Annotated in this window: 24 protein-coding genes; 17 read left to right on the top strand and 7 right to left on the bottom strand. The window is 46.3% G+C overall.

Annotated features, from left to right (window positions below; genetic code table 11):
* Nucleotides 1–9 precede the first annotated feature (9 nt).
* Both Q1A23_RS14465 and Q1A23_RS14460 read right to left on the bottom strand, forming a co-directional pair.
* On the bottom strand, nucleotides 10–963 hold the full coding sequence (locus Q1A23_RS14465; RefSeq protein WP_299824528.1) for a YihY/virulence factor BrkB family protein: 954 nt from the start codon (nucleotides 961–963) through the stop codon (nucleotides 10–12).
* 130 nt (nucleotides 964–1,093) lie between these two features.
* Nucleotides 1,094–1,807, bottom strand: a complete 714-nt coding sequence (locus Q1A23_RS14460) for a class I SAM-dependent methyltransferase (RefSeq protein ID WP_299824527.1) — start codon at nucleotides 1,805–1,807, stop codon at nucleotides 1,094–1,096.
* Between the two features lie 233 nt (nucleotides 1,808–2,040).
* Here Q1A23_RS14460 and Q1A23_RS14455 point away from each other — a divergent pair, with 233 nt between their 5' ends.
* The 3 genes from Q1A23_RS14455 (at nucleotide 2,041) to Q1A23_RS14445 (ending at nucleotide 4,460) form a co-directional block, all read left to right on the top strand.
* Nucleotides 2,041–2,577: a DinB family protein gene (locus Q1A23_RS14455; protein WP_299824525.1), complete on the top strand. Its 537-nt coding sequence runs from the start codon at nucleotides 2,041–2,043 to the stop codon at nucleotides 2,575–2,577.
* Nucleotides 2,578–2,723: 146 nt separating this feature from the next.
* Nucleotides 2,724–3,845, top strand: a complete 1,122-nt coding sequence (locus Q1A23_RS14450) for a DUF6438 domain-containing protein (protein ID WP_299824523.1) — start codon at nucleotides 2,724–2,726, stop codon at nucleotides 3,843–3,845.
* 147 nt (nucleotides 3,846–3,992) lie between these two features.
* Nucleotides 3,993–4,460, top strand: a complete 468-nt coding sequence (locus tag Q1A23_RS14445) for a MaoC family dehydratase (protein ID WP_299824521.1) — start codon at nucleotides 3,993–3,995, stop codon at nucleotides 4,458–4,460.
* A gap of 86 nt (nucleotides 4,461–4,546) precedes the next feature.
* Here the strand turns inward: Q1A23_RS14445 and Q1A23_RS14440 are convergent, their stop codons facing one another.
* Nucleotides 4,547–4,813, bottom strand: coding sequence for a hypothetical protein (locus Q1A23_RS14440; RefSeq protein ID WP_299824519.1), 267 nt, complete (start codon nucleotides 4,811–4,813; stop codon nucleotides 4,547–4,549).
* 261 nt (nucleotides 4,814–5,074) lie between these two features.
* Here Q1A23_RS14440 and Q1A23_RS14435 point away from each other — a divergent pair, with 261 nt between their 5' ends.
* From Q1A23_RS14435 to Q1A23_RS14420, 4 genes are all read left to right on the top strand, one after another.
* Complete coding sequence (locus Q1A23_RS14435; RefSeq protein WP_299824517.1) at nucleotides 5,075–5,980, top strand: LysR family transcriptional regulator; 906 nt, start codon at nucleotides 5,075–5,077, stop codon at nucleotides 5,978–5,980.
* Nucleotides 5,922–7,256 carry a threonine synthase gene (locus Q1A23_RS14430; protein ID WP_363322065.1) on the top strand — a complete coding sequence of 445 codons (1,335 nt, stop codon included), beginning with the start codon at nucleotides 5,922–5,924 and terminating at the stop codon, nucleotides 7,254–7,256. Before Q1A23_RS14435 ends, Q1A23_RS14430 begins: the two co-directional genes overlap by 59 nt.
* 210 nt (nucleotides 7,257–7,466) lie before the next feature.
* The gene (locus tag Q1A23_RS14425) at nucleotides 7,467–8,372 is read left to right on the top strand and encodes a polysaccharide deacetylase family protein (RefSeq protein WP_299824513.1); all 906 of its coding nucleotides are present in this window, start codon (nucleotides 7,467–7,469) and stop codon (nucleotides 8,370–8,372) included.
* Nucleotides 8,373–8,407: 35 nt separating this feature from the next.
* A complete protein-coding gene (locus tag Q1A23_RS14420; protein ID WP_299824511.1) occupies nucleotides 8,408–8,986 on the top strand; it encodes a DUF429 domain-containing protein in 579 nt (192 codons plus the stop codon).
* Here Q1A23_RS14420 and Q1A23_RS14415 read toward each other — a convergent pair.
* On the bottom strand, nucleotides 8,983–9,588 hold the full coding sequence (locus Q1A23_RS14415; protein ID WP_299824509.1) for a hypothetical protein: 606 nt from the start codon (nucleotides 9,586–9,588) through the stop codon (nucleotides 8,983–8,985). The two genes, Q1A23_RS14420 and Q1A23_RS14415, sit on opposite strands and share 4 nt — an antisense overlap.
* A 470-nt stretch (nucleotides 9,589–10,058) precedes the next feature.
* Here Q1A23_RS14415 and Q1A23_RS14410 point away from each other — a divergent pair, with 470 nt between their 5' ends.
* Nucleotides 10,059–10,532, top strand: coding sequence for a nucleoside deaminase (locus tag Q1A23_RS14410; protein WP_299824507.1), 474 nt, complete (start codon nucleotides 10,059–10,061; stop codon nucleotides 10,530–10,532).
* A 114-nt stretch (nucleotides 10,533–10,646) separates the two neighbouring features.
* Here the strand turns inward: Q1A23_RS14410 and ffh are convergent, their stop codons facing one another.
* Entirely contained in the window at nucleotides 10,647–11,981 is a 1,335-nt protein-coding gene (gene ffh / locus Q1A23_RS14405) for a signal recognition particle protein (protein WP_299824505.1), read from the bottom strand.
* A gap of 670 nt (nucleotides 11,982–12,651) precedes the next feature.
* Between ffh and Q1A23_RS14400 the strand changes: the two genes are divergently transcribed.
* Nucleotides 12,652–13,983, top strand: a complete 1,332-nt coding sequence (locus Q1A23_RS14400; RefSeq protein WP_299824503.1) for a glycosyltransferase family 4 protein — start codon at nucleotides 12,652–12,654, stop codon at nucleotides 13,981–13,983.
* Here the strand turns inward: Q1A23_RS14400 and Q1A23_RS14395 are convergent.
* The gene (locus Q1A23_RS14395) at nucleotides 13,901–15,142 is read right to left on the bottom strand and encodes a glycosyltransferase (RefSeq protein WP_299824502.1); all 1,242 of its coding nucleotides are present in this window, start codon (nucleotides 15,140–15,142) and stop codon (nucleotides 13,901–13,903) included. The genes Q1A23_RS14400 and Q1A23_RS14395 overlap by 83 nt on opposite strands.
* 173 nt (nucleotides 15,143–15,315) lie before the next feature.
* On the bottom strand, nucleotides 15,316–16,407 hold the full coding sequence (locus Q1A23_RS14390; RefSeq protein ID WP_299824500.1) for a glycosyltransferase 61 family protein: 1,092 nt from the start codon (nucleotides 16,405–16,407) through the stop codon (nucleotides 15,316–15,318).
* Nucleotides 16,408–16,668: 261 nt separating this feature from the next.
* Here Q1A23_RS14390 and pseB point away from each other — a divergent pair, with 261 nt between their 5' ends.
* From pseB to Q1A23_RS14350, 8 genes are all read left to right on the top strand, one after another.
* Nucleotides 16,669–17,688 (top strand): UDP-N-acetylglucosamine 4,6-dehydratase (inverting), encoded by a 1,020-nt coding sequence (gene pseB / locus Q1A23_RS14385; protein WP_299824498.1) that lies wholly within the window; start codon nucleotides 16,669–16,671, stop codon nucleotides 17,686–17,688.
* 69 nt (nucleotides 17,689–17,757) lie between these two features.
* Complete coding sequence (gene pseC, locus Q1A23_RS14380) at nucleotides 17,758–18,948, top strand: UDP-4-amino-4,6-dideoxy-N-acetyl-beta-L-altrosamine transaminase (protein ID WP_299824496.1); 1,191 nt, start codon at nucleotides 17,758–17,760, stop codon at nucleotides 18,946–18,948.
* Nucleotides 18,948–19,829 (top strand): aldo/keto reductase, encoded by an 882-nt coding sequence (locus tag Q1A23_RS14375; RefSeq protein ID WP_299824494.1) that lies wholly within the window; start codon nucleotides 18,948–18,950, stop codon nucleotides 19,827–19,829. Before pseC ends, Q1A23_RS14375 begins: the two co-directional genes overlap by 1 nt.
* Nucleotides 19,826–20,614: an SDR family oxidoreductase gene (locus tag Q1A23_RS14370; protein WP_299824492.1), complete on the top strand. Its 789-nt coding sequence runs from the start codon at nucleotides 19,826–19,828 to the stop codon at nucleotides 20,612–20,614. The genes Q1A23_RS14375 and Q1A23_RS14370 overlap by 4 nt, the downstream gene beginning before the upstream one ends.
* The gene (locus Q1A23_RS14365) at nucleotides 20,608–21,429 is read left to right on the top strand and encodes a glycosyltransferase family protein (RefSeq protein ID WP_299824490.1); all 822 of its coding nucleotides are present in this window, start codon (nucleotides 20,608–20,610) and stop codon (nucleotides 21,427–21,429) included. The genes Q1A23_RS14370 and Q1A23_RS14365 overlap by 7 nt, the downstream gene beginning before the upstream one ends.
* Complete coding sequence (pseG, locus tag Q1A23_RS14360; RefSeq protein ID WP_299824488.1) at nucleotides 21,426–22,907, top strand: UDP-2,4-diacetamido-2,4,6-trideoxy-beta-L-altropyranose hydrolase; 1,482 nt, start codon at nucleotides 21,426–21,428, stop codon at nucleotides 22,905–22,907. Before Q1A23_RS14365 ends, pseG begins: the two co-directional genes overlap by 4 nt.
* A gap of 8 nt (nucleotides 22,908–22,915) precedes the next feature.
* The gene (pseI, locus tag Q1A23_RS14355) at nucleotides 22,916–23,959 is read left to right on the top strand and encodes a pseudaminic acid synthase (RefSeq protein WP_299824486.1); all 1,044 of its coding nucleotides are present in this window, start codon (nucleotides 22,916–22,918) and stop codon (nucleotides 23,957–23,959) included.
* Nucleotides 23,960–23,962: 3 nt separating this feature from the next.
* Nucleotides 23,963–25,240: a hypothetical protein gene (locus Q1A23_RS14350; protein ID WP_299824484.1), complete on the top strand. Its 1,278-nt coding sequence runs from the start codon at nucleotides 23,963–23,965 to the stop codon at nucleotides 25,238–25,240.
* Nucleotides 25,241–25,299: the final 59 nt, after the last annotated feature.

The following is a 25,299-nucleotide window of genomic DNA, read 5'->3' as shown; positions in this document are numbered from 1 at the left end:
GGCGGCTTGTTAAGAGCCGCCTTTTTCTTTTTCCTTTACCTCTACTTTGCCGGTTTCGGTATCCTTCTCAATTTCTTTTGTTTTAACCTTTACAGCAGTATCATCTGGTTGTATGCCTTTGTCGTGGGTGCGGGAGTATACTTGCGTAAACTCTGCGCCAAACAGCAAAATAATGGCCGAGTAATACACCCATACAAGTATAAGCACCAAAGAGCCAGCCGCGCCATAAGTATCTGCCAGGGGGTCGTGCTGAAAGTATATGTTAAGCACATACTTGCCCAGCACGAAAAGTATAGCCGTTACGATGGCCCCTACCCATACGTTTTTCCATTTAATTTTAGCATCGGGCAGCACCCTGTATATAGCCGCAAAAATAATGGAGCTGATAAGTATAGAAAAAATAATATTGCCTATAGTGATAAAGTAGATGGCCACACCGGAAAATTGCTGCCTAAGGAAGTTGTAAAGTATACCCAAAGCCACATCCAGGGAAAGCGAAACGAGCAGCAGAAAGCCCATGCTTACCACCATTGCCAGCGATAGCACCCGGTTAATGATAAGCTTTAGCCATCCTTTCTCCGGTTTCGCCTTAACTTCCCACATAGCATTCAGCGAGTCTTGCAGGGCCACGAAAACGGTGGTAGCCGAAAAAATCATGGTTGCGACGCCCACAATAGTACCGATGGTGCTGGCCTCAGAAACGCTGGCATTCTCTATGATGCTCTGAAACTGGGAGGCGCTGCTCTGGCCTACAATGCCACCTAGTTGTTTTACAACCTCCCCTTCAACTGCCTCCTCACCAAAGGCTGCACCTGCAATTCTGATAGTAATGATAAGTACTGCCGGTAACGAAAAGATGGTGTAGAACCCAATGATGGCAGCATAGTCCAGCGGGTTGTCATCAAAAAACTCTTTAAACGTCTGCTTGGTGATGTTCCAGGTAGAGACAACACGTTTCTTCATGTGCAATACAGTTATACCTTAGCCGGAGGCCAAATGCTGGCAACCGGAAACAGGTATACGTACGGCAAAAGATCTGCTGATGATACTTTACAAGATTACATAAGCTGCTAACCAACCAAAACAGAAACAGTTATTCTGATGCAAGTGTTAGCCTGGCCAGGTAGTTGGCGGTTTCTCCTTCATACAGGATCTCAAAAGTATAGCCGTGTTTGGAGGCGTAGTCTTCAAGTATGGCAGGATCGATAAAAAGCCAGTCAAACCAGCCACTTTCCTGCTCTTTATACTTCATGTTGTATTTAACTTCGCCGTAGTAACCGGCGTTCAGGTCAAGCAGCACCGATCCGTCTTCGTCTTCGTACATGTACAAGATGTCTGAAGACTCCAGTAGTATTTGCCCGTTTGGGTTGAGAAGGCTTTTGGCGTGCTCCAGAAAGGTATCAAGGCCTGTAAGCGTGCCTGTAATTCCAATTCCGTTCATCAGCAGCAACAGGGTATCGTATTTACCGGTTAGATGGTAAACATTGCTGTTCAGCACCTGCTTTACTCCACGCGTGCGCATAGCCTCTACAGCCCCTTCCGATATATCAAGAGCGGTTACATCTACTCCAAGCTCCTGTAAGACCAGCGTATGGCAACCAGCCCCTGCACCCACATCCAGCACCTTGCCTTGGCAGGCTTTTAGGGCAACCTGCTCCATTTCAGGCATCTCAGCTTGTTTCCTGAACAGGTAGTGCACAGGTATAAAGTCATCTTCCGCCAGGTTACTTTCTACAGTAATCTCAGCACTTTCCTCTCCTGCCAGGTAATCTAATACTGCAAAGCCAATCGGGTCGTTCTGTATCATAGTGTGGTAGTTCTATATGCAAAGTAAACCACAATTTATGTATTAAGAAATACGTTTTTGAACAAATCCAATTATACTATTAGCTTAATATTTAATCACACAGCTAACCATCAATTACTTACAATAAATTTAATTTACTAATTTGTTGTATTAATTAAAATTTTAGTAGATTTAGCTGTAGTACGTAACACCATTGCCCTATGAACTCGGCTGCCTACCGTCATCTTGAGCTTATGAATCCGAAACTGGAAATTAAGTATCTTAACCTTGAAAAATCACGCAACCTTTTGCTCGATGAGCTGGAGGGGCTTGATGATGAACTGCTGAACACGCCCCCGGCTGCTGGCAAATGGTCTATCAACCAGATTGTTTACCACATGATACAGGTAGAGAAGGTAACGGCCGGCTATGTAAACAACAAACTACAGAAGCAGGAAAACCTAGGCAATTCTTCGTTCGCTAACGGTTTCAAGGCCATACTTCTTAAACTAGCCCTCCGCTCCGGAAGAAAGTATAAAGCACCTGCTATGGTAGCGGAGGTTCCGGAAACTGCGGCACTACATAAGTTGCGCCAGCAATGGGACGATACCCGATTTAACCTGGAAGATGTTTTAAACGAGGTTCCTGCAAACTTAATGGACAAATGCCTGTTCAAGCATCCTTACGTTGGGCCGCTTTCTATCAACCAAACATTATCCTTTCTGCAAGACCACTTTACGCATCACGAACGCCAGATACAGCAGCTGAAGAGAAGTTTAGTTAAGGTATGATCAAATATCTATACATGAAGCTAATTTAAGTATCTTACTTACAAATGTCTTTGTGATAGATGCTCCGACCTCTTTATTTTATACTTTGTTTGTTCCTTCTCTCCTGCCAGAAGAAGCCTGCTGAGCTTACACCCACTCCTCAGGAGTTGATAATTGGCGAATGGAAGGAGTACTATTCTGGTTTGGCAAAAAGGGCTGATAGAGACCAAAATAAACCCTTTGCGCTTCGAGCAGATGCACTTCAAGGCATCAGTTTCTCTCCTGATAGTACTTTAATCTACAAAACTGGCTTTTTTGAATACCTTGAAGGTTTTAGTAAAAAGAGAAGAGCTCCTTATAAATATCTTGGCGATACATCCAGTTACTTTATCAGAAACGATAGCTTATACTTTTATGATCTGAAGGATCATAAATGGACGCCTTTGAATATTCAGAAGCTAACTAAAGATACGCTGATCCTCAGACGGGATAAAGATTTTGCAGCCTCCTATGTAAAACAGAACATTCCTAAAACTACGCGTCCTGAGATTGACCGGATTACATTTACTTCACATAGGTGTATGGGTTATTGCCCTATATATGATCTAATTTTAAATAAGAATGGTGAGGTAATCTTGTTTGGCTATGATTTTCTTCACTTTGAAGGTCCTCATATTGCAAACATTGGAGAAAAGAGGTTTAATGCTATTTTAGAGAACTTCCGTAAAGCTTCGCCTTATGATCTGAAAGAGCAGTACAGCTCCGGCAATGATGGATGGGGAATGACGTTATCATTGGCACACAAAAATTACCTTTTCAAGTCCATTTATAATTTCGAGTTTGAAGAAATGCCTGCTGAGTTGTATTGGGCATACCGGCCGCTCATTTTTATGTATGAAGAAGTAGATTTCAAACCTTTGCCTCTAGCTGATTTACCCGACTACTTAGATGTTATAGTCTATAAGTTTAAGTACGATAAACTAGTCGGAAATCTGGAGAGCACAGAGTCTTTACTGCTTTGGGATTACTTAAGAAATGGAAAGGAAACACAAGACAGATTTGAAGAACTTTACACCCTTACCTTCACCAGTTTAAGAGGTAAGTATGACAACTGGCTTCCGCCGTCGCATTTAGCATCAGCAACTAAAAGTATCAGCAAAATCACCTCAGATGGCCGTTACTACAAGTTTTATTATAAAGCTAAACCTCCGGTAACTGTAGACTTAGGCTTTAACTTTGTCGATAACAATCCTGGTGAAATATCTTTTGTAAGAGACAGAACTAAATAAAACCTGTAATACATATTTGCGCTAACTCTTTTCCCTGTTTCTCTTCCTCTAAAGCAAAAAGAGCTTATCTTTACAAATAGCTTTATTTCTATACTTTGCAAAGTATAACGTACCTTCAGTACCGACAAACAACAAACGAACTATAACATGAGCAAATTAACCATCACCAACTTCGATGACTTTGCGAAGTATGAAGGGGAAGAACTTGGCGTTTCGGACTACCACACCATCACTCAGGAGCAGATACAGAAGTTCGCTGATGCCACCCTGGATCACCAATGGATACACCTGGACCAGGAACGCGCCAAAACAGAATCACCTTTTGGCAATACCATTGCACACGGTTATCTGACGGTGTCACTTCTGCCCTACCTGTGGTCTCAGATCATCAGCATCGAGAACCTTAAAATGCAGGTAAACTACGGCATCGAAGAACTGCGCTTTAACCAGGCCGTACTAGTAGACCAGGCTGTGTGCTTAAGAGCCAAATTGCTTTCGCTTAAAAACCTGCGGGGCATTGCCAAAGCGCAGATACAAGTGACCCTGGAAATCAAGGATGGCAAGAAGCCTGCCTTTACAGGAATTGTTACCTTCCTATATCATTTTAACGACTAGTTCGCGACTGCTCTAAAGAAGTATAAACAGCAGCGGCTCCGCAATTTATGCGGAGCCGCTGCTGTTTATACTAATGGCTTATACTTTTACTGACCTCCGCCGGTATTATTCTGGCCGCCTTGCCCGCCTTTATCACTTCCGCTCTCGCTGCCTGTGCGGTTATCGCTGTTTTTCTTGTTCCAGGCGCCCTGCCCCTGCTGCTGGCTTGCTGTAGCCTTTGTACCTTCTGTTCCTAAATCAACGGCCCCTTTGTGGTTCGCTGTGTTAGAATACTCGTTAGGCATGGGAGTCGCATTAGCATTTGATTCTGGCTTATTCCCTTTCTGCTGGTTTTCTTTCTTATTATCTGCCATGGTTCTGTTGTTAAGTTACATATGGATGCCTGCTTTAGTGCAGTATCTACTTCCTTAGTTACGCCCATAAAGTACTGGGGTTATCTGTTGCACTTTTATGTAGGGTAAACCTGGCACGCGGTTAACAGGATTTATACTTAAATTTCAGAACTCGGCAAGACGAAGATTCCATATACTTATCCTATTTTAGGAACGGGTATAGCAGAATAAAAGATGTAAAATTCCTAACTTGAGTCAGAACAGTATCATCCTTACAGAAGCATGCTTTCTCATCGCCACGACATATTTTTTGAAGTTGCCCGCACGCTTAGCTTCACAAAAGCTAGCCAGAGTCTGTACATCAGCCAATCGGCCATTAGCAAGCATGTAAAAGCCCTTGAAGACTATTATAAAATCGGCTTGTTTGAGCGCCATGGCAATTCTGTTAGCCTTACCAAAGCCGGCAGCCTGTTATACCATAAAATATTAGCAGCGCGCCAGCTGCAACACCAACTTTACGAAGATTTTAAAAGCGTTAGTACCGAATTTTCGCCCCAGGTAAGTATGGTTATCGGCTCTAGCACTACCATATCGCTTTATGTGCTGCCACCGCTGCTCTCGGCATACTTGCAGCAAAACCCAAATGTACAGATCACCTTAAAAAACAGGAATAGCGAAAACACACTTAAGGCGCTGCTCGACCATGAGATTGACCTGGGTATAATGGAAGGACTTACAAAAGTGAGCAACGTTAGCTATACTCCCTTCATTACCGATGAGGTGATTGCTGTATGTTCATCGCAAAGCCCGCTGGCAAAGCTACCCTTGCAGCTAAACGACTTGTATACTTTGCCACTTGCCATGCGTGAGCATGGTTCCGGAACGCTTGCCTCCTTAGAGGATGCCCTGTATCAAAAAAGTATAAAGCTAAACGACCTGCCGGTTAAAATCAGGTTGGGCGGAACCGAGGCTCTTAAAAACTTTGTGCGGGCTGATACCTGCCTTTCATTTTTGCCGAAACCGGCTGTTTTGAAAGAGCTCGAAACCGGCGAGTTAGTAGAAGTGCCCATAGAAGGACTGCAGGTAAAGCGAACATTCCATTTTATACAGCGCAAAGGCACAGAAAACGATGCGCTGCACAAAAACTTCATCCGGTTTATTAAAAGCCAGTATTCCAAAATGGAATAGCCCATTCAGAATATCTATTTGGCTTGCTCATAGCTTTGGTCTTATTTGCCGTACGAAAGGATGCATAACTCTGACCATGGAAACCACTACACTCAGCCAAAGCCACATATCCCATTTAGCTTGTTCAGCTTGCGGAACTACACATTCTGCCTTCGGGCCGCAACTACTTTCAACTTGCTGCCAACTCCCGCTTGAGGCACAATACGAAAGTGAAGAACCTTTACCGAGGAGTATCCTAACCAACCGGGTTGGCACCATGTGGCGCTACCGTGAAATGCTGCCTGTGTTCTCTGATGAGCATATTGTGAGCCTCGGAGAAGGCTTTACCCCCATACTTCCGCTTTTAAACCTGGGCCAGAAGTATGAGCTTAAGCAAATACAGCTAAAAGATGAAGGCCAAAACCCTACGGGATCTTTTAAAGCGCGCGGCTTAAGTATGGCTATATCCAAAGCAAAAGAGTTTGGGGTGGAGGGTTGCATTGTGCCCACAGCCGGAAACGCTGGTGTAGCCATGGCTGCCTACTGTGCTAAAGCAGGCATGAAAGCCGTAGTAGTGATGCCACGCCACACACCTAAGGCCTTTAAAGAAGAATGCTACTGGTATGGTGCCGATGTACAATTAGTTGATGGCCTCATAAATGACTGTGCTGCCCGTGCAAAAGAGTTAAACGCTTCCGGCAGTTTGCTTGATGTATCTACGCTTAAAGAGCCTTATCGCCTTGAGGGCAAAAAAACAATGGGCTACGAAATTGCCGAGCAACTAAACTGGAATTTACCTGACGTTATACTTTACCCGGCAGGTGGCGGTACAGGTTTAATAGGCATCTGGAAAGCTTTTAAAGAAATGCAGCAGTTGGGATGGCTGCCGCAAAGTATAAAATTGCCCCGCATGGTAGCCGTGCAGGCTGCCAATTGCCAACCTTTGGTAGATACCTACTTCGGTGTGCAGGAAAACTGCAGAAATTATATGGGTAAACCAACTATTGCCAATGGCCTGGCTGTGCCGCGGCCGCTTGGCGAGCAAATGATGCTAAATGTATTGCGCCAATCAGGGGGGACGGCAATAAGCGTAACAGAGCATGAAATGCTGGAAGGGCTGCAGGAACTTGGCAAAAACGAAGGGCTTTTTGTGGCACCCGAAGGCGCTGCTGTATGGATGGCCGCCCGAAAACTTCTTTCTTCAGGGCACATAAACAGAGACGAGCATATCTTACTTCTCAACACAGGTTCGGGCCAGAAATACATGGCCAATGTAGAAGGCAAATATCAACTGTAGCTGCTAAATAAAAACATATTACACTTATACTTAGCTGAGAAAATTTAACCTGCCAGGTGCTGTCGAAATGCCCATACTTTCACGACAGCACCCGGAAAGGTCAGTAACATCAGCATCTATTTTCACCAAACATATTTTAACTAAAATTAAGCTATATACGGCAAGCAAGTAAGTATAAATGAGTATCTTGAGATGCTTACAAACTTTTATATGCATACCTCCTACACGCTTACCATTGCGGGGCTTAGCATTGCTGCTGCTGCCCTATTAGCCTCCTGCGATAGCACCAGAACCGAACACATAACGGCACCGCCTGCCGTAACCGCAAGCCCCACAGCAGACAGCAGTCATACGTTAGTTGCCTCTACAGAAGAAGTGCCTACAGCCATGCCTGCTCCAAGTATAAACCTTTCTGCTGATGCCGCCACAGTTTTAGCCATGCCAGAAGTGCCTGTTTTATGCTACCACCAGGTGCGCGACTGGCGGGACTCTGACTCGAAGCAGGCCAGGGATTACATTGTGCCGGTAGAGCGGTTTAAGGAGCAAATGCAGATGCTGGCCGATAGCGGCTACCATACCATAGCACCAGACCAGCTTATGGCTTACCTTACCACAGGCGCTGCCCTTCCCGATAAGCCTATTATCATCACCTTCGACGATACAAACCTTGACCAGTATACCAATGCGCTTCCTGAACTGAATAAACATGGTTTCAAGGCGACGTTCTTTATCATGACGGTATCAATGAACAGGCCCCGCTACATGACAAGAGAACAGGTAAAAGATCTTTCTGATAACGGCCATACTATTGGCAGCCATACCTGGGATCATCAAAACGTGAAAAAATACCAGGACAGCGACTGGCTGACGCAGGTTAAAAAGCCAAAGCATACCCTAGAAGAGATAACCGGCAAACCAGTTACTTATTTTGCCTACCCATTCGGCCTTTGGAACAAAGAAGCCATACCTGCACTAAAAAGCCATGGCATGACTGCCGCATTCCAGCTGGCGGCCAAGCGCGACGAACAGGATCCTCTTTATACAATAAGGCGTATAATAGCTAGCGGCTACTGGAGCCCGGGCAGGCTATACAAAAATATAGAAGGCAGCTTTTAAACATCAATGCAACTGTGAGCCAACTAACGCAAATTATGGGAGTAGATTACGGCTCTAAGTTAGCTGGCACAACCGCAGCTGCATATGTATCCGGGGGTAGTATTGATGTGGTGCAGAGCCAGCAAAATAAAAACGCTGATGAGTGGCTGTGGCAGTTACTAGCTGCTGTTGAAGCTAAAACCGTGTTTGTAGATGCTCCGCTCACTCTCCCTAAAGTTTACGGGCAAGGCATTTATACTTCTGATGCCGAATATTTCTATAGATCCTGCGATAAAGAAGTACAGGCAATGTCGCCGATGTTTATTGGTGGGCTTACCGCGAGGGCTATACAGTTACGTGCAAAACTTAGTGAGGCAGGCATAGCTGTTTTGGAAACTTACCCAAGCCAGCTGAATAAACTACTCTTTAGCCATTTAGCAGGCTATAAAAAAGACCTTGCAGCACTTCCGGTATATACAGAAGCGCTGCAAGGCCTTTTACCTTTACCCGTACTGCACCCACCTTCCAACTGGCACCAGTTTGATAGCCTGCTTGCTTGGTACAGCGGGTACCGCCACAGCAAAGGGCAATCTATACTTTACGGCGATGCCAAAGAAGGCAGGATTGTAGTTTAATTTCCGCCACCTACGTCAGCGGCTGTTTCCAGGGTAGTGAACTCCAGCTGGAGTGCCTTTATTTTAACCTCTGTATCGGTAGGGATGTCTCGTAGCTCCTGCTTGCGGTTGTTAAGCGACTCCAGTACTAATTTAGCCATATCCCAGTCTGCATTCGTCCAGGTGCTCTTGTTCTCGCGCACGTTCTCCATAAATGTAATGTAGGCTTCCCGTATGTTAGTGTTGTTAATGGTGCTTAGATCAGCGTAACTGCCTAATAAGGTGCTTTGCCATTCCATTTTATTGGCTTCCTGGCGGCTTTGTACATAACTCGAGTCGGCATCATTAAACTGCTGCTTTAAATGCTGATATTCTTCTCTTACTTCATCTGAGAAATTGCTCTGCATTTGGTCTAGCTCGTCTGTGCGCATCTTAAAATCATCTTTTGCACGCTGCCAGTCATCTTCTGTTCTATCGGCAACATTAGAAGTAGTGCTGCTTATCCAGCTTCTGAAATCTGATAATTCGTCCCGGGTTTCCATTTCTGCTTCTTTTGCAGAAGAACAAGCGCCTGCCAATATGATAAATAGCAGCATGGCAAACCCCGTGCATAGTTTTTTCATAGTCGTGTTTATTTGGTTAATCTAGTTCTACATACGCAATATAAATTGGCTTAGGTCTGCACAGGCATCAGCACACGCATATAACTTACTGTTTCCCATTATTTTAAACTACATCAAAACAATTGATAGTAGAAGCCGTAATAATAATTATAATTTGATTTGTACTAATTAATACTATTATATTAATATAAAAGATATTTAAGATTGTAATGGCCTATACTACGAGTATGCAGGGAACGGCACAAGTGTAGTATAGGCTTACTTCTGTAACAGGAAGCCTCTTAGTAAAAAAGAGCGCCGGCATCTATTTGCCGGCGCTCTTTTTTATCCATTTTCTATCCTGTACTTCTGAGTCATTTTAAATGCAAGTTAAAATCTGGACTTACATGCTGCTATTCTATAAGAACTATAGCATCGAAAAGGGCAGAACACCTTCAGGATCTTTCGTATAAGAGGGCAAAGAAATACCTATGAAAGAAAAAGAACCATTTATGAAGGAGGCCATTCGTTTGTCAGAAGAAAAAATGCTGGCTGGCTTTGGCGGACCTTTCGGGGCTATAGTGGTGCGAGGCGAGGAGATTATAGCACGCGGCTATAACAACGTGCTGTCGTCAAACGATCCTACGGCTCATGCTGAAGTAGATGCCATTCGGAAAGCCTGCCAGGCACTAGACACGTACCAGTTACAGGACTGCGAGCTTTACACAAGTTGCGAGCCTTGCCCAATGTGCCTGGGGGCTATTTACTGGGCAAGGCTAAAAAAAGTATACTATGGCAATACCCGCCAAGATGCCGCCGCCATAGGCTTTGACGACAATTTTATTTATGATGAAATAACTATCCCCATTGATAAGCGCCATATACCCATGCAACAGTTGCTACCACAAGAAGCAAAAACAGCTTTTAAAGCGTGGCAAGAAAAAGAAAACAAGCAGAACTATTAAACAATTGCAGAAGAAGAATTGAACGTAATGGCTACATTTAGCCTGGCTTATAAACAGCGTGGGGCCATACTTACATAAAGTATGGCCCCACGCTGTTTATTTATTCTTTAAAGCTTAGCGCTTCATCATGTTCGCCAGGTTACCTAAACCGCCTCGTTTGCCGGCCATCTTGTTCATCGAGCGCATCATTTTGCGCATATCGTTAAACTGTTTCATCAGGTTGTTTACCTGCGTAATATCAGTACCGCTGCCTTTTGCTAAACGTGCACGGCGCGTACCGTTTATCATATCCGGGTTCTCACGCTCGGCAGGAGTCATCGACTTAATAATGGCTTCAATCGGTTTAAAGGCATTCTCATCGATCTCTACATCTTTAAGGGCTTTGCCAACTCCCGGTATCATACCCACCAGGTCTTTGATATCCCCCATCTTCTTGATCTGCTCCAGTTGCGTCAGGAAGTCGTCGAAGTTGAACTGGTTTTTGCGGATCTTTTTGTTGATGCGCTTCGCCTCGTCCTCATCAAATGCCTGCTGCGCACGCTCAACAAGGGAGATTACGTCACCCATGCCCAGAATACGCTGTGCCATACGATCAGGGTAGAACAGGTCAAGCGCCTCCATTTTCTCACCAGTCGAGATAAATTTGATCGGCTTCTCCACTACCGCACGGATAGAAAGGGCCGCACCACCACGGGAGTCACCATCTAACTTTGTAAGGACTACACCATCAAAGTTGATGCGCTCATTAAAGGTCTTGGCTGTGTTCACCGCATCCTGTCCTGTCATGGAGTCAACCACGAAAAGCGTTTCAGTTGGCTTCACAGCGTTCTTGATCTCCGCTATCTCTTTCATCATCGCCTCGTCCACGGCCAAACGACCAGCGGTATCGATGATAACGACTTTCCTATTTGTCTTTTTAGCGTGCTCAATGGCGTTCAAAGCTATCTGAACAGGATTCTTGTTCTCCAGTTCGGTATAAGCCTCTACTCCTACCTGCTCTGCCAACACCTGCAGCTGGTTGATCGCAGCGGGGCGGTACACGTCGCAGGCAGCTACCATTACAGAACGGCCTTGCTTTTTGATGTAGTTAGCCAGTTTACCAGTAAAAGTAGTTTTACCGGAACCCTGCAAACCAGCAATAAGTATAATCGCCGGATCACCTTTCAGGTTGATATCCTGCTTCTCACCACCCATCAAAGCAGTCAGCTCTTCATGCACGATCTTAATCATCAATTGGCCCGGAGAAACAGCGATTAATACATCGCGGCCCATCGCCTCTTCTTTGATTTTGTCGGTTACAGTTTTGGCTACTTTATAGTTAACATCGGCATCCACAAGGGCGCGGCGCACCTCCTTTATAGTTGCTGCAACGTTGATTTCGGTTATACTTCCCTGGCCTTTAAGCGTTTTAAACGCGCGGTCTAGTTTGTTACTTAAATTATCAAACATCTCTTTTTCTGGATTTACCTACAAAAATAAGGATTATACTGATGATTTGCGAATAGGATTCGTGGTTTTTGCTATTGGGGTAACGGTATCGGTTAAAGTATAATTCCAAAGGGAATACTTATACTATTATATACTTTACTTACTGCTATTCTTAACTAGCTGCTGTACATCCTCAGCCTTACCTTCCTACCGTTTCACCTTTGGCTTTGGTGCCCTCAGGCCGGGAGGCCCCGTCTTTGCGCATCGCGCTGTCTATCTTTCCTGCCCTCGTGCCTCGGCCTGCCTCGCTTGCGCTCGTCACCAGAAACCTAGAAGGCGCTCAACACAAAGACTGAGATTAACACTTCTTGGATAGCGGCTTTAGCAATTGGTAAGCAAGTATCAATACCCCTTGTTGCTACAAAGCAACGGCTTTGGCCAGGTGCACTTTACGACGGTCCACTATTTGAGCGTTCAGCGAGTTTGGTCCGTCTTGATTCTTTTGCTTACTTTTCTCATCAAGGAGAAAAGTAAGGCCCAGCCGGCGAGGCGAAAAGCTAGCTAATTGTAATTACATATCCAGAAAGAAATACCGCTCATTACGAACCAACAACCAACCATTTTAAACAGCACACGCTGCATACCGTAATAATATTTTTATATTTGAGACGAATGAAAAGCTGATACTGCTTTGGAAAAAACTGACCAGACAAACCTGTTATACATATCCTATTACTGGCCGCCTTCCGGAGGGCCAGGTGTGCAACGTGGACTTAAATTCTGCAAGTACCTGCCCCAGTTTGGTGTGCAGCCTACTGCACTTACCGTAGACGAGAAACAAGCCTCTTACCCCCTGTTGGATAAAACTTTCGAAAGCGAGATTCCCGAAGGGCTGGAAGTATACCGCACTAGCACCTCTGAGCCTTTTGAGTATTATAAGAAACTATCTGGCAAAAAAGAAATCCCTTACAGCGGCTTTGCAAACCAAAAGTCAAAGGATACTTTAATGGACAAGGTGTTTAAGTTTGTGCGCGGCAACCTGTTTATACCAGATGCCCGTGTAGGCTGGAACAAGCATGCCATTGCAAAAGCTGACGAGTTACTGCCAACGGGCAAGTATAGTGTTATACTTACCACTAGCCCGCCACACTCTACGCAACTTATCGGCCTGAAGCTGAAGCAAAAGTATAAGCTGCCCTGGATCGCCGACCTGCGCGACCCCTGGACAAACATACACTACTACGACCAACTCTACCACACGCCCATAGCCAAACGCCTGGACCAGAAGTATGAGCGCCAGGTGCTGGAGCAGGCTGATGCGATACTAGTAACCAGCGAAGACACCAAGCGACTTTTCATGCACAAGCCGGCAAGTATAAACCCGGACAAAATCCATGTGATTCCGAACGGATATGATGAAGATGACTTTGTTTTTCCATCAAATCCGCCAAAAGATGCATTTCTGATTACCTTTACCGGCACTATAACGGAGAACTACAACATAGATGTTTTCCTGAAGGTGATCGCGCACCTGTTGTCGATACACAGCGAGATTAACTATAAGCTGCGTTTTGTGGGTAAAGTATCAGAGGGCGTGAAAAAGCGCATTGAAAAGGCTGGTGTTCTGGGAATAACCGAATTTATACCTTACGTGCCGCACCAGGAGGCGATAAAGCACATGATGGAAAGCACAGTATTACTGTTGTCTGTTGCTGATGTAGACGCCGACCACACCAACGTACCCGGCAAACTGTTTGAGTACCTGGCATCCAACAAGCCTATTGTGGCGCTTGGCCCCGTACACTCGGCTATGGACCACATAATTGATGAGTGCGGCGCAGGACGTTTGTTCCATTATGCTGCCTACGACCTGATGTTAGACCACATGACGCAAATGAGCAAAGCCTGGAAAATAAATCCAAACCTGGACTTACCGCTTATTAATCACAGTCGGTTTTCGCGGAAAGCGCTAACTGCGGAGTTGGCGAAGGTGATAAAAGAACTGGTGATGCAGCGAGCTTAGGGCTAACCGGCACATAGTGTGTATTTGCAGATAACCTTACTGCTTGGCTTTCGTCGTAGAGGCCAATAATCTGAGCCACACTATTTTGGTTAGAATAAAGCTCCTGAAAAATGGATTTTCGCCTGGCATGCTCTGTATCGGTGTAAGGCTTGGAGTATAACTCGTTGATGGCATTGACAATAGCCTCAGGTGAGTTTGCAACCGTACATGTGCTTTCTAAACCGGTTTTCTCGATCATGGCATTGTTAACCACGCAATGCCTGCCTTTTAGCAAGCTGTTGAGAAGCTTTAATTTGATACCCGTTGACTGAAACGTAACCAGTACATTTACCTGCGCCTCGTTTATGTAATGCAGCATTTCGCTATCAGACGGATTGGCTTTTACCGTTACATGCTTCAGTTTGGCTGCCTCTTTCAGGATTTGCTTGCAAGGGTTTTTGCCTGCAATTATAACCGGTAAACTTAACTTATTGAAGACGTTCTTTAACAGATACAGCACGGCTTTTCTGTTTTCGCTTACAGAGAGGTTGCCATGGTACAATACGCCTTTACCTATTGCACTTGCTGTTTTAGAAAACTGGTCAGGATGAAAAGCAGGTATATGTACTACCTTCCCGTAACGTTTCAGGTAGTGGCGGTCATCCTCTGTAATAGCAAGCACTACGTTTGCATATGCAAGCACATGTTCATAAAGCTTTAGCTTAAAAGCTTCTGTGGCAAAAAACAATTTCAGGAACGTATTGCTCTCCGCTTTGCACAAGTGCCAGTAATATTCATGCTCAATGTTATGTGCTCTAACAATTTTGTACCTGTCCTGTAACTGGCTGTGCTTAAGTAAATGCGTAGCATGCAATCCTTCGAAAAGTATTGGGTAATTATCTTTTAACAGGTTTCCAAGCAAGGCTTTGTTAGCGCGGGTATTTACAATAAAGGGAGTAAGATCGAATAATTTAACAGGGTGAAGTGACCGCTTATAATAATGTACTTTATAGCATATCTTTTCAAGCTCCTCAGACTGTTCTCTACCGTTTTCGTAGCAATGCAGGTGCACATGTACGCCTACCTTGCTCAATGCCTTTAACCTGTAAAAGACATCGATAACGCCCCCATAGTTGGCAGGAAAGGGAACATCGAAGGTAACGATATGAATATGTTTCACTAAAGCGTAATTTGTATCTAAGCAGGCATAAGTCTGCGCAGATGAGATTCAATGGTGTAAGTTAGGAATATTTTCTGTTTGGTTATTACATAATACTTTAAGTAAAAAAAATAGTTTATATATAGAAAAAGCTATTTTTAATCGCTAAAGCAGGGTAAAATAACAGCAGCAAACTATAAAGCGGCCAGCCACGTCTCTACCTCCCGCACCTCTACTGCGTAATTCTCCAGCCTGTCTCCTACAGTACCCACAACAGCACTATATTCAAAACCAAGGCCTTTACATAGCAGAAAGTAGTGCGTTTTGATCAGGTTTGCCGGGTGTAACTCTAAAACTTTGCATTGCTCCGAGAACAGCAGGTTTGTCAGTCCGGCACCATGAGGGGCAATTACCGCTTCGGCATCAAAAAACAGCTGTACCTGCTGCTGGTAAGTCATTTCTTCGGGGCGTACTACCTCAAAACCGTACGATGCAAGTATGGGCACAAGCTCCTGCTCGTTTACTACACGGCGTGTTCTGGCATTGGACCTACTAATATAGATACGCTTTTTAGGTACTGTGGATTTTATGTGGTAGCCTCGCCATATTTTTTCGCGTAGCCATTGCCCAACCGGCTGAGGCAGGTAGCCGCTCTGCGGGTTAGCCACAAACGATGGAAGTATAAACTCCTGCAATTGCCATTTCTCGTGCTTGCCTATAAACACTATTTCAGCCTGTGGGTAATCAGCAAGTATAAATTGTAAGGTCTGCAGTTGATATGGAGGCAGATCCGGGCGCATGATGATCTTGATAGACTCCTGCACTGTGCTAAGGAGGAAGTATAGCCGCGGCAGGCAATCGAAAAACCAATGGTAGTTATTGTTTTCAGCCCAGGGCAAATGCAGCACCGAAGTATAGAGTCCGGATTTATTCGTTGGCCAAAGCAAAGCCGGCGTTTTAAAGGCAGGAGTCTTAGCCAGGCGACTCACATCAAATACCGACTCTACTACCAGCTTACCGTCCAGTACCACAGCACCAGAGTTGCCTAAAAAATCCACATCGCGCAGGTGCACCAAATATTGCGCTTTAGTGCGGTGGCCCAGGCTGTAATCTATACTATAGTTAAAGCTTTCCGCTGATTGCTCCAAAAATGCCCGCTCAGTATCATCAAACTGTAAAACCGCACTTGGCGCCATCATTTGTTTCCCTGGGTGGTGTAGCACCGAAGTATAACGAAAATAGTAACCAGCCCCATGCAGCAATTTAAACAGCAGTTTCTTTAACATCTTTGATTGGAAGTATAGCCGGAAAGATAGGGATTTTAGTTAAAAGTTGAGAGTTAAGAGTTAAAAGTGGAATGCCCCACAGCGTCACCCAGACCTGTGAGCGTCTGCAGTTGTACTAAAAGATAATCCTGTGGATCATTTCTAATCATAAAAATCCTGATTAAACAATTTAACCATACAGTAATTCACCTACATAATATTTAACTTGCAGCATAATGGGTGACGAAAGCACACCTGTGGTATAAAGCATAAATTTAGAGAATGGCATTAGACCTTAACAACAAGGCTATATTAGTAACAGGCGGCACAGGCTCGTTCGGCAAGAAATTCGTGGAAATGGTGTATGCGCGTTTCCCGAACGTGAAGCGACTGGTAATTTACTCGCGCGACGAGCTGAAGCAGTTTGAGATGTCGCAGACTTTCCCGCACAGCAAGTACAGCTCTATCCGTTATTTTATTGGCGATGTGCGCGACGGGGAGCGTTTTAAGCGTGCCTGCGAGGGTATCGATATCATCGTGCACGCCGCCGCCATGAAACAAGTACCGGCTGCCGAGTACAACCCAATGGAGTGCATCAAAACCAACGTGCTAGGTGCCGAAAACATCATCAACGCTGCTCTCGATTCTGGCGTGAAAGACGTGGTGGCACTCTCTACAGACAAAGCTGCTGCCCCGATAAACCTGTACGGTGCCACCAAGCTTTGCTCTGACAAGCTTTTTGTGGCGGCAAATAACATGCGCGGCAAACGCGACATCCGTTTCTCGGTGGTTCGCTACGGCAACGTGATCGGCTCGAGAGGCTCCGTGGTTCCATTCTTCCTGAACAAGCGTAAAGAGGGCGTTCTACCAATCACCCACCCTGACATGACCCGCTTTAACATCTCCCTGGAGGAGGGTGTGGAGCTGGTGTTCCATGCGCTGGAGCATCATTGGGGAGGTGAGATCTTTGTACCAAAAATTCCTTCGTACCGCATCACAGACGTGGCAGAGGCCATTGGCCCTAACTGCGAGCAGGAGGTTGTAGGCATTCGCCCCGGTGAGAAGCTGCACGAGGAGATGATTACCGAAACCGACTCGCTGAACACCGTAGAGTTGGACAAGTACTACGTTATACTTCCGTCTACCCCGATCTGGAGCACCGAAGAATTTTTGAAGGCACACAACGGCAAAATGACCGAACTGGGCTTTAAGTATAACTCCGGCACCAACACCGAGTGGCTATCTGTGGAGCAGCTGCGCGAGCAGATAAAACAGCACGTTGATAAAAACTTTAGCGTTTAATTATTGATAATGAATGTTGAATTGGTTTTCATTCAGCATTTATAATTCCTAATTCATAATTCTGAACGAATGAACTCAGAACAGCACTACCGCCCCATCCCCTATGGCCGCCAGCACATCACCGAAGAAGATATTGCGGCGGTAGTGGAAACCCTGCAGTCGGACTTTTTAACACAAGGGCCTAAGGTGCTGGAGTTTGAGCAGGCATTTGCCGAGTATGTGGGTGCAAAGTATGCGGTGGCTTGCTCAAACGGAACGGCGGCGCTGCACCTGTGCACTATGGCATTGGGCGTGAACGAAGAGTCGAGGGTCATTACCACTCCTATTACCTTTGTGGCCTCAGCCAACTGCGTGCGCTACTGCGGCGGCACCGTAGAGTTTGCCGATATCAACCCAGAAACTGCCCTGCTCGACATAAACAAAGTGCGCCAGAAGCTGGAGAGTAAACCGAAAGGCTACTATGCTGGTATCATTCCCGTGGATTTTGCCGGCAACCCGGTAAACCTGGAGGAGTACCGCCAGCTAGCTGACGAGCATGGCCTCTGGATCATAGAAGATGCCTGCCACGCACCCGGCGGTTACTTCATCGACAGCAAGGGCGAAAAACAGCTGTGCGGCAACGGGAAGTATGCCGATCTGGCTATTTTCTCGTTTCACCCGGTAAAGCACATCGCCACCGGCGAAGGTGGCATGGTAACCACCAACGACGAGAAACTGTACCAGGAACTGCTGAAGCTGCGTACCCACGGCATCACCCGCGACCCGAACCTGATGGAGGAGAACCACGGCGGCTGGTACATGGAAATGCAGGAACTGGGCTATAACTATCGTATTCCGGACATGCTCTGCGCCTTGGGTATTTCGCAGCTGCAGCGCGCTGAGGCCGGCCTTGCCCGCAGAAGAGGCATTGCCAAAGTATACGATAATGCTTTCGAAAACCACAAAGGCATTACTGTATTAGGCACTAGTCCGGAGGCATTAGACGCTGAGGGCACCGGCCACGCCTACCACCTGTACGTAATCCAGGTAGCTGACCGCATTGGCCTGTATGATTACCTGCGCCAGCACAACATCTTCGCGCAGGTGCACTACATCCCCGCCCACCTGATGCCCTACTACCGCAACCTGGGCCACCAGAAAGGCGATTACCCCGAGGCTGAAACATACTACGCCGCTTGCCTGAGCCTGCCCATGTACCCAAGCCTGACGCAGGACGAACAAGAGTTTGTGATTGAGAAGGTAAAGGAGTTTGTTGGCTAGTGACTAAGGCTGAGAATTTATATAAACTTATTTTAGGCACCGCACAATTCGGCCTTGACTATGGCATCAGCAACACGCGTGGCCAGATTACGCAAGCTGAAGTAGATGCTATACTTACTAAAGCTGCTGAGGCTGGCATTACTACCTTAGATACAGCAGCTGCCTACGGCGAAAGTGAGACAAGTATAGGCAAGGCTCTGCAGGGGAAAAGTGGCTTCAAAATCATCACAAAATACCCTCCCAATGAGCCCGGTAAAAGTATAAACCGAGCTTTTGAGGAGTCGTTGCAGCGGCTGGGCCAGAAAAAAATATATGGTTACCTGTTGCACAGCTTCAGCACTTACGCGGAAAACCCGGCTGTTATCGATGAGCTCCTGCAGCTAAAAGCAGCGGACAAAATTGAGAAAGCAGGTGTATCGCTTTACCATCCCGCAGAAGCTGAAATACTTTTAAAGGCTGATGCTCCCATAGACATCGTGCAATTTCCTTACAGCGTGTTCGATAGGCGCTTCGAAAGTATACTTCCGGAGTTACGCTGGAAAGGTATAGAAACGCACGTGCGGTCTGTTTACCTGCAAGGTCTATACTTTATGCAGCCTGATGCTATTCCTGCACACCTGCAAAAAGCAGCACCTAAAGTTAAGGCGCTCCAACAACTCGCGGAAAAGTATAACTTACCAATAGGCGCAATGCTGATGGGCTTTGTACTTCAAAATGAATACATTATAAACGTTGTGGTAGGTGTGGAGAATTTGCAGACCCTGGAAGAAAATATATCTTTTACCTCTACCCAACCTCCGAAAGAACTCATACTTGCACTCCAGGATTTTGAGGAGCAAGACGAAAACATTATTTTACCCTATAACTGGGCAAAAGCATGAGCACAAACGTGAACACCTTATTTAACCTCTCTAATAAAGTAGCCTTGGTAACAGGCGGATACGGCCACCTGGGCACAGCCATTACGGAAGGATTGGCAGAGGCCGGGGCAAAAGTATACGTGCTGGGCCGGAGCAAAGACAAATTCGAAGAGGCTTTCACGAATAAGGCGCATGTTTCCATTCAGTTCCGGGAATGTGACATTGCTGATACCCAAAGTATAAAAAATGCCTTTGCAGCCATTGAGGCTGCAGAGGGAAAACTGGATGTACTGGTAAACAACGCTTTTTACTCAAAAGGGCAAAACCCGGAAGCTTTAACCGATGAGGAATGGGCTTTTGGCATCGATGGGAATCTGAATAGCGTGTACCGTTGCATCAGAGAAGTTGTGCCATACTTTAAAACCAGCGGAGGCAGCATCATCAACGTGTCGTCTATGTACGGCATGGTATCCCCTGACTTCAGTATTTACGACGAGAGCCCTGCTTTCCTGAACCCGCCGCACTACGGAGCTGCCAAGGCTGGCGTACTGCAGTTAACAAAATATTTTGCCTGCTACCTGGGCAAGTCCAACATCAGGGTAAATGCTGTAACGCCAGGCCCGTTCCCAAGCGATGTAGTACAACAAAACGAGGCTTTCGTAGCACAACTCAAGAAAAAGAACCCGCTTGGCAGAATAGGCAAGCCCGAAGATCTGAAAGGAGCCTTTGTATACCTTGCCTCAGATGCGTCGGCGTTTATGACAGGACAGAACATGGTAATAGATGGAGGCTGGACGGCATGGTAACAGTTGGCGCCATTATACAGGCTCGTTTAGGATCGGAGCGTTTACCTAATAAAGCGCTTCTGCCTCTTCCGTTTAGTGGCGGCCCTACCCTGCTACAACAGGTGGTAACACGCGCAAAGGCAGCTCAAAGTATAGCTACCGTTATCGTAGCCACAACTGAAAAACCATCAGATGATGCCATCCATACTTTCTGCCAGGACAACCAAGTAGAATGCTTCAGGGGCTCAGAGGATGATGTGCTGGAAAGATTCTATACGACTGCTCAAAAGTATAAACTGGATGCGGTGGTGAGACTGACAGGCGATAACCCGTTCATTATGCCGGAGATCATAGACGAAGCTGTTACAAAACATTTGGCTGCAGGTGCGGATTATACTATAACAGAAGGCCTTCCGCTTGGCACCAACATAGAAGTAATGGCTTTTTCAGCCTTAGCACGTGCAGCAAGAGAGGCAACCGAGGCGGCAGACCGGGAACACGTAACGCCATACATCCGCAGAGAGCAGGGTTTTAACAGACAAAGTATAAACTATACATCAACTCTGAAATCGCTGCGCCTTACTGTTGATTATCCTTCTGATTACGCTTTAGCAAACTTGCTTTACGACAGGCTGTATCAGCAAAACAAGCTTTTTGAGTTTACTGATATAGAAAAGCTTTTGCAGGAACATGGATGGCTGGCCAACGTTAATACACAAAACCAGCAGCGGCAGGCCTTTGCCAACGAAGCCGATGAGTTTTCAAGCGCTGCCAAAGCATTACAGGAAGGCGGCTACACCCGTGTGCTACAGAAACTACAGGAGGTACTAAAGTGAATTCCAGAACCCGCATCATTTTCCGTGCAGATGGCAACAGCCAGATTGGCCTGGGCCACGTGGTACGATCGCTTGCCCTAGCCCAGATGCTCCGCCACGACTTTGAGTGCGTGTTTGCCATTCAGGCACCCAGCCAGGAGTTGCAGGAGCAAATAAAGGATGTTTGCGAGGGCGTAATTATACTACCGGCCTGCCACCACGACGAGGAAAGGTTTATACATGAGCTTGATGCTTATATTGCCGAAGACGTGCTGGTGGTGCTGGATGGCTACAATTTTAATACAGCCTATCAACAAAGTGTAAAACGCAAAGGCTGCCAGCTTTTCTGCATCGACGACATCCATAGTTATACTTTTGTGGCCGATGTCCTACTTAACCAGGCTGGAGGCGTGGATGCGGCCAAGTATAAAACAGCCTCTTACACCAAGCTTTTGCTCGGCCCAACGTATGCCTTGCTCAGAACACCATTTTTAGAGGCTGCGAAATCTGAAAGAGTATTGCCAGCTGGTGCTGTGCGTGTATTCCTGAACCTGGGCGGGGCCGATCCGCAAAACCATACTTTACAAATTGCCAGGGAGCTGGAGAGTATCCAAAGTATAAATAAGGTAGAGATAATCGTTGGCAGCGCCTATCAGCACCTGCCCGAATTACAGAACTGGCTGCACCAAAACCCAAAGTATAGCCTGCACCAGAATCTCAGCGCAGAGCAGATGTGCGAACTGATGCAGAACTGTGTCCTTGCCGTTACCTCAGCCAGCGGCGTGGCTTACGAATATGCTTCTGTGGGCGGTTTGCTTTTTATACTTCAGACAGCTGATAACCAGGAAGGGCTATATACTTACCTGACACAAAACGGTATTGCGCAAAAGTATGAACAACTCCAAGAAAGTATAAAAACTGATCTGACTATAACCTTTGCGCAGGCTGTAAAAACACAGCGCCAGCATTTCGATGGAAAGTCGGATGAAAGACTGCTGCAGGTGTTCCATAATATGGCGTTGGCAACAAGTATCAGAATGCGTGAGGCCACCGAAGATGACCTGCTACTGCTGTTCGACTGGGCAAACGATCCGGAGGTGCGCAAACACTCCTTCAACCCGAACCCCATACTTTTAGAGAGCCATACCCGCTGGCTGCACACAAAACTGGAAGATAAACAGACAAAGCTATATATTGCGGAAACTGACGGAGAGCCGGCAGCCCATATCCGGTTTGAACTCCTAAACGGCAAAGCGGTGATCAGTTATTTAATTAGCGATGGCTTCAGGGGGAAAGGCCTTGGCCATGTGGTCCTGCAAAAAGGGGTGGCAAAACTCCTGCAGCAAACCCCTGAACTTAACCTGGTGGAGGGGCTGGTGCAGCAAGAGAACATGGCCTCGGTGAGAGCTTTTGAGAAAGCCGGCTTCAGCTACGGCACACCAGATTCAAAGTACCCGCAGGCGCACCGCTTTGAGTTGCACCCGGAAAGTATAAAATAGATTTAAACATGATCAAAGATATAAAAATTGCGGGCCGATTGGTGGGTCCGGGTCACAAGCCATTTATCATTGCAGAGATGTCGGGCAACCACAACCACTCCCTGGAGCGTGCCCTGGCCATTGTAGATGCCGCCGCCGATGCCGGTGCCGACGCCATTAAGCTGCAAACCTACACCGCCGACACCATGACCTTGCCGGGCGCCTTCACCATTGAGGACGAGAACTCGCTTTGGAAGGGCCGTGAACTATACGACCTCTACAAAGAAGCTTACACGCCCTGGGAGTGGCACCAGCCAATTTTCGACAGGGCAAAAGAGCGTGACTTAATCGCTTTCTCCTCTCCTTTTGATGAGTCTGCCGTTGATTTTCTGGAAGAGCTCGGTGCGCCGGTTTATAAGATCGCCTCTTTCGAGAACACCGACCACCCGCTGCTGCGCAAAGTGGCCGCCACAGGCAAACCGGTGATTATGAGTACAGGAGCTGCCACGCTTACCGAATTAGACGAGGCCGTGCGCGTATTACGCGAGGCAGGCTGCGAGCAGTTTATACTTTTAAAATGCACCAGCACCTACCCTTCTACTCCAGCGAACACTAATCTGGCAACCATTCCGCACATGCGTGAGTTGTTTGATGTGCAGGTGGGCCTCTCTGACCACACCATGGGTGTGGGTGCCGCTGTGGCTGCTGTAGCTTTGGGCGCAACGGTTATCGAGAAACACTTTACCCTGTTACGAGCAGATGGAGGCGTGGATTCTGCTTTCTCACTAGAACCGCAGGAGCTGCATGCGCTGGTGGTGGAGTCTGAGCGGGCATGGCAGGCATTGGGGCATGTGCAGTACGGCGTGCAACGCGCAGAAGAGAAAAGTCGCCTGTTCAAGCGTTCAGTATATGCCGCCAAAGACATTGCTGCCGGTGAGGCCTTTACAAAGGAAAATATCCGTGTGATCCGTCCGGGGCTGGGGCTGGCGCCGAAGCACTATGAGGAACTGCTGGGCAAAGCAGCTTCCAAGGCTATCAAGGCCGGTACGCCCCTGAGCTGGGATATGGTATAGCCCATGAGCAAGTGGTACGCCATCTACAGTAATATTCTCCATTTGCACTTTTCAGAAGGCTTCTATAACCTGCCGGAAAGTGCAAAAAATGCCGTTTCTCCTGCTTCTCCTATAAAACGCCTGCTTAAGATGGCTGGTTATACCTTGGTTCGCCTAATCGGGAATCTGTTTAAAAAGGTAGAGCAGCCGCAAAAGCTACAAGGCAAAGTATGGCTTTACGTGGTCAGCCAGAACAATTACGACAGTCTGCGTTTTTTGAAAGATGGCTTACCCAATGCTGTTTTTGTAGCAGGCCAGAGCAAGGAGATCGGAAAGTATAATCAAGCTGTTGCACGTATTTCGCTGCGCCGCAAAGTATTATACTATTACAAATTCTTCCCGCTGTACTTCCAGTTCATAAAGTATAAAAAGCTGAGCACAAATCGCTTTACTGATATACTTTATGATGCCATTGGCTTTTACGAAGTATACCTGAGCAAGCTTCAAAAGTATAAACCGGCTGCCATCGTGTTTGCCAACGATCATAACGCTGATGCGCGTGCCATGCTGTTGGCTGCCAAAGCTGCTGGCATTAAAACAGCTTATATCCAACATGCAAGTATAAGCCCGATTTTCCCCCCACTTGATTATGATTTAAGCCTGCTGGAAGGTCAGGATGCGTTGGACAAGTATAAATTGTGCGGTGCCATAACTGGCAGAGTAGAGTTAGTAGGCATGCCCAAGGCAGATACATTTATAAAGTATCGTACTTACAACCAAAGTATAAAATCTATCGGCGTAGGCTGTAATCTGATGGATGCTACCGAAGAGATCATAGCACTAGCAAGCCAGTTGGCTAATGACTTTCCTGAGGTTACAGTTATACTTCGCCCGCACCCACGCGATAATCGTGATTTTGAAAAAATACTTGGCTCTTACCCTAACACCAGATTCTCCGACAGCAGGCAGGTTCCTACTTTTGATTTCCTGAAAGACCTGGATGTATTGCTCAGCGGAAATTCGGGTATTCACCTCGAGGCGGTGCTTCTGAATGTCTGGTCCATCTACTTCAATATGAACCGCTCTGAAAAACTGCACGATTACTATGGCTTTATTCAGAAAGGATTGATCGATGAGGCTGCAACATACGGGCAACTACAAAGCATGCTCCAACAAAATCTAACTAACAGGCCGCATGTGTACAAACGTGCACAGTATTTCAATGCAGTTATTGGGAGCCCTTATGACGGAAAGAGTAGTGAGCTTGCCCTTAAACACCTGAAAGAATTCATTAACAGCTAGTCTTTTACCTATTTAGTCTCACCACAAAACGCAGACTAAAAATTTCAGAAGTGCAGTAA

The sequence above is a fragment of the uncultured Pontibacter sp. genome, assembly GCF_947492645.1.
GTDB lineage: Bacteria > Bacteroidota > Bacteroidia > Cytophagales > Hymenobacteraceae > Pontibacter.
This window is presented reverse-complemented; position numbering and strand designations above follow the sequence as displayed.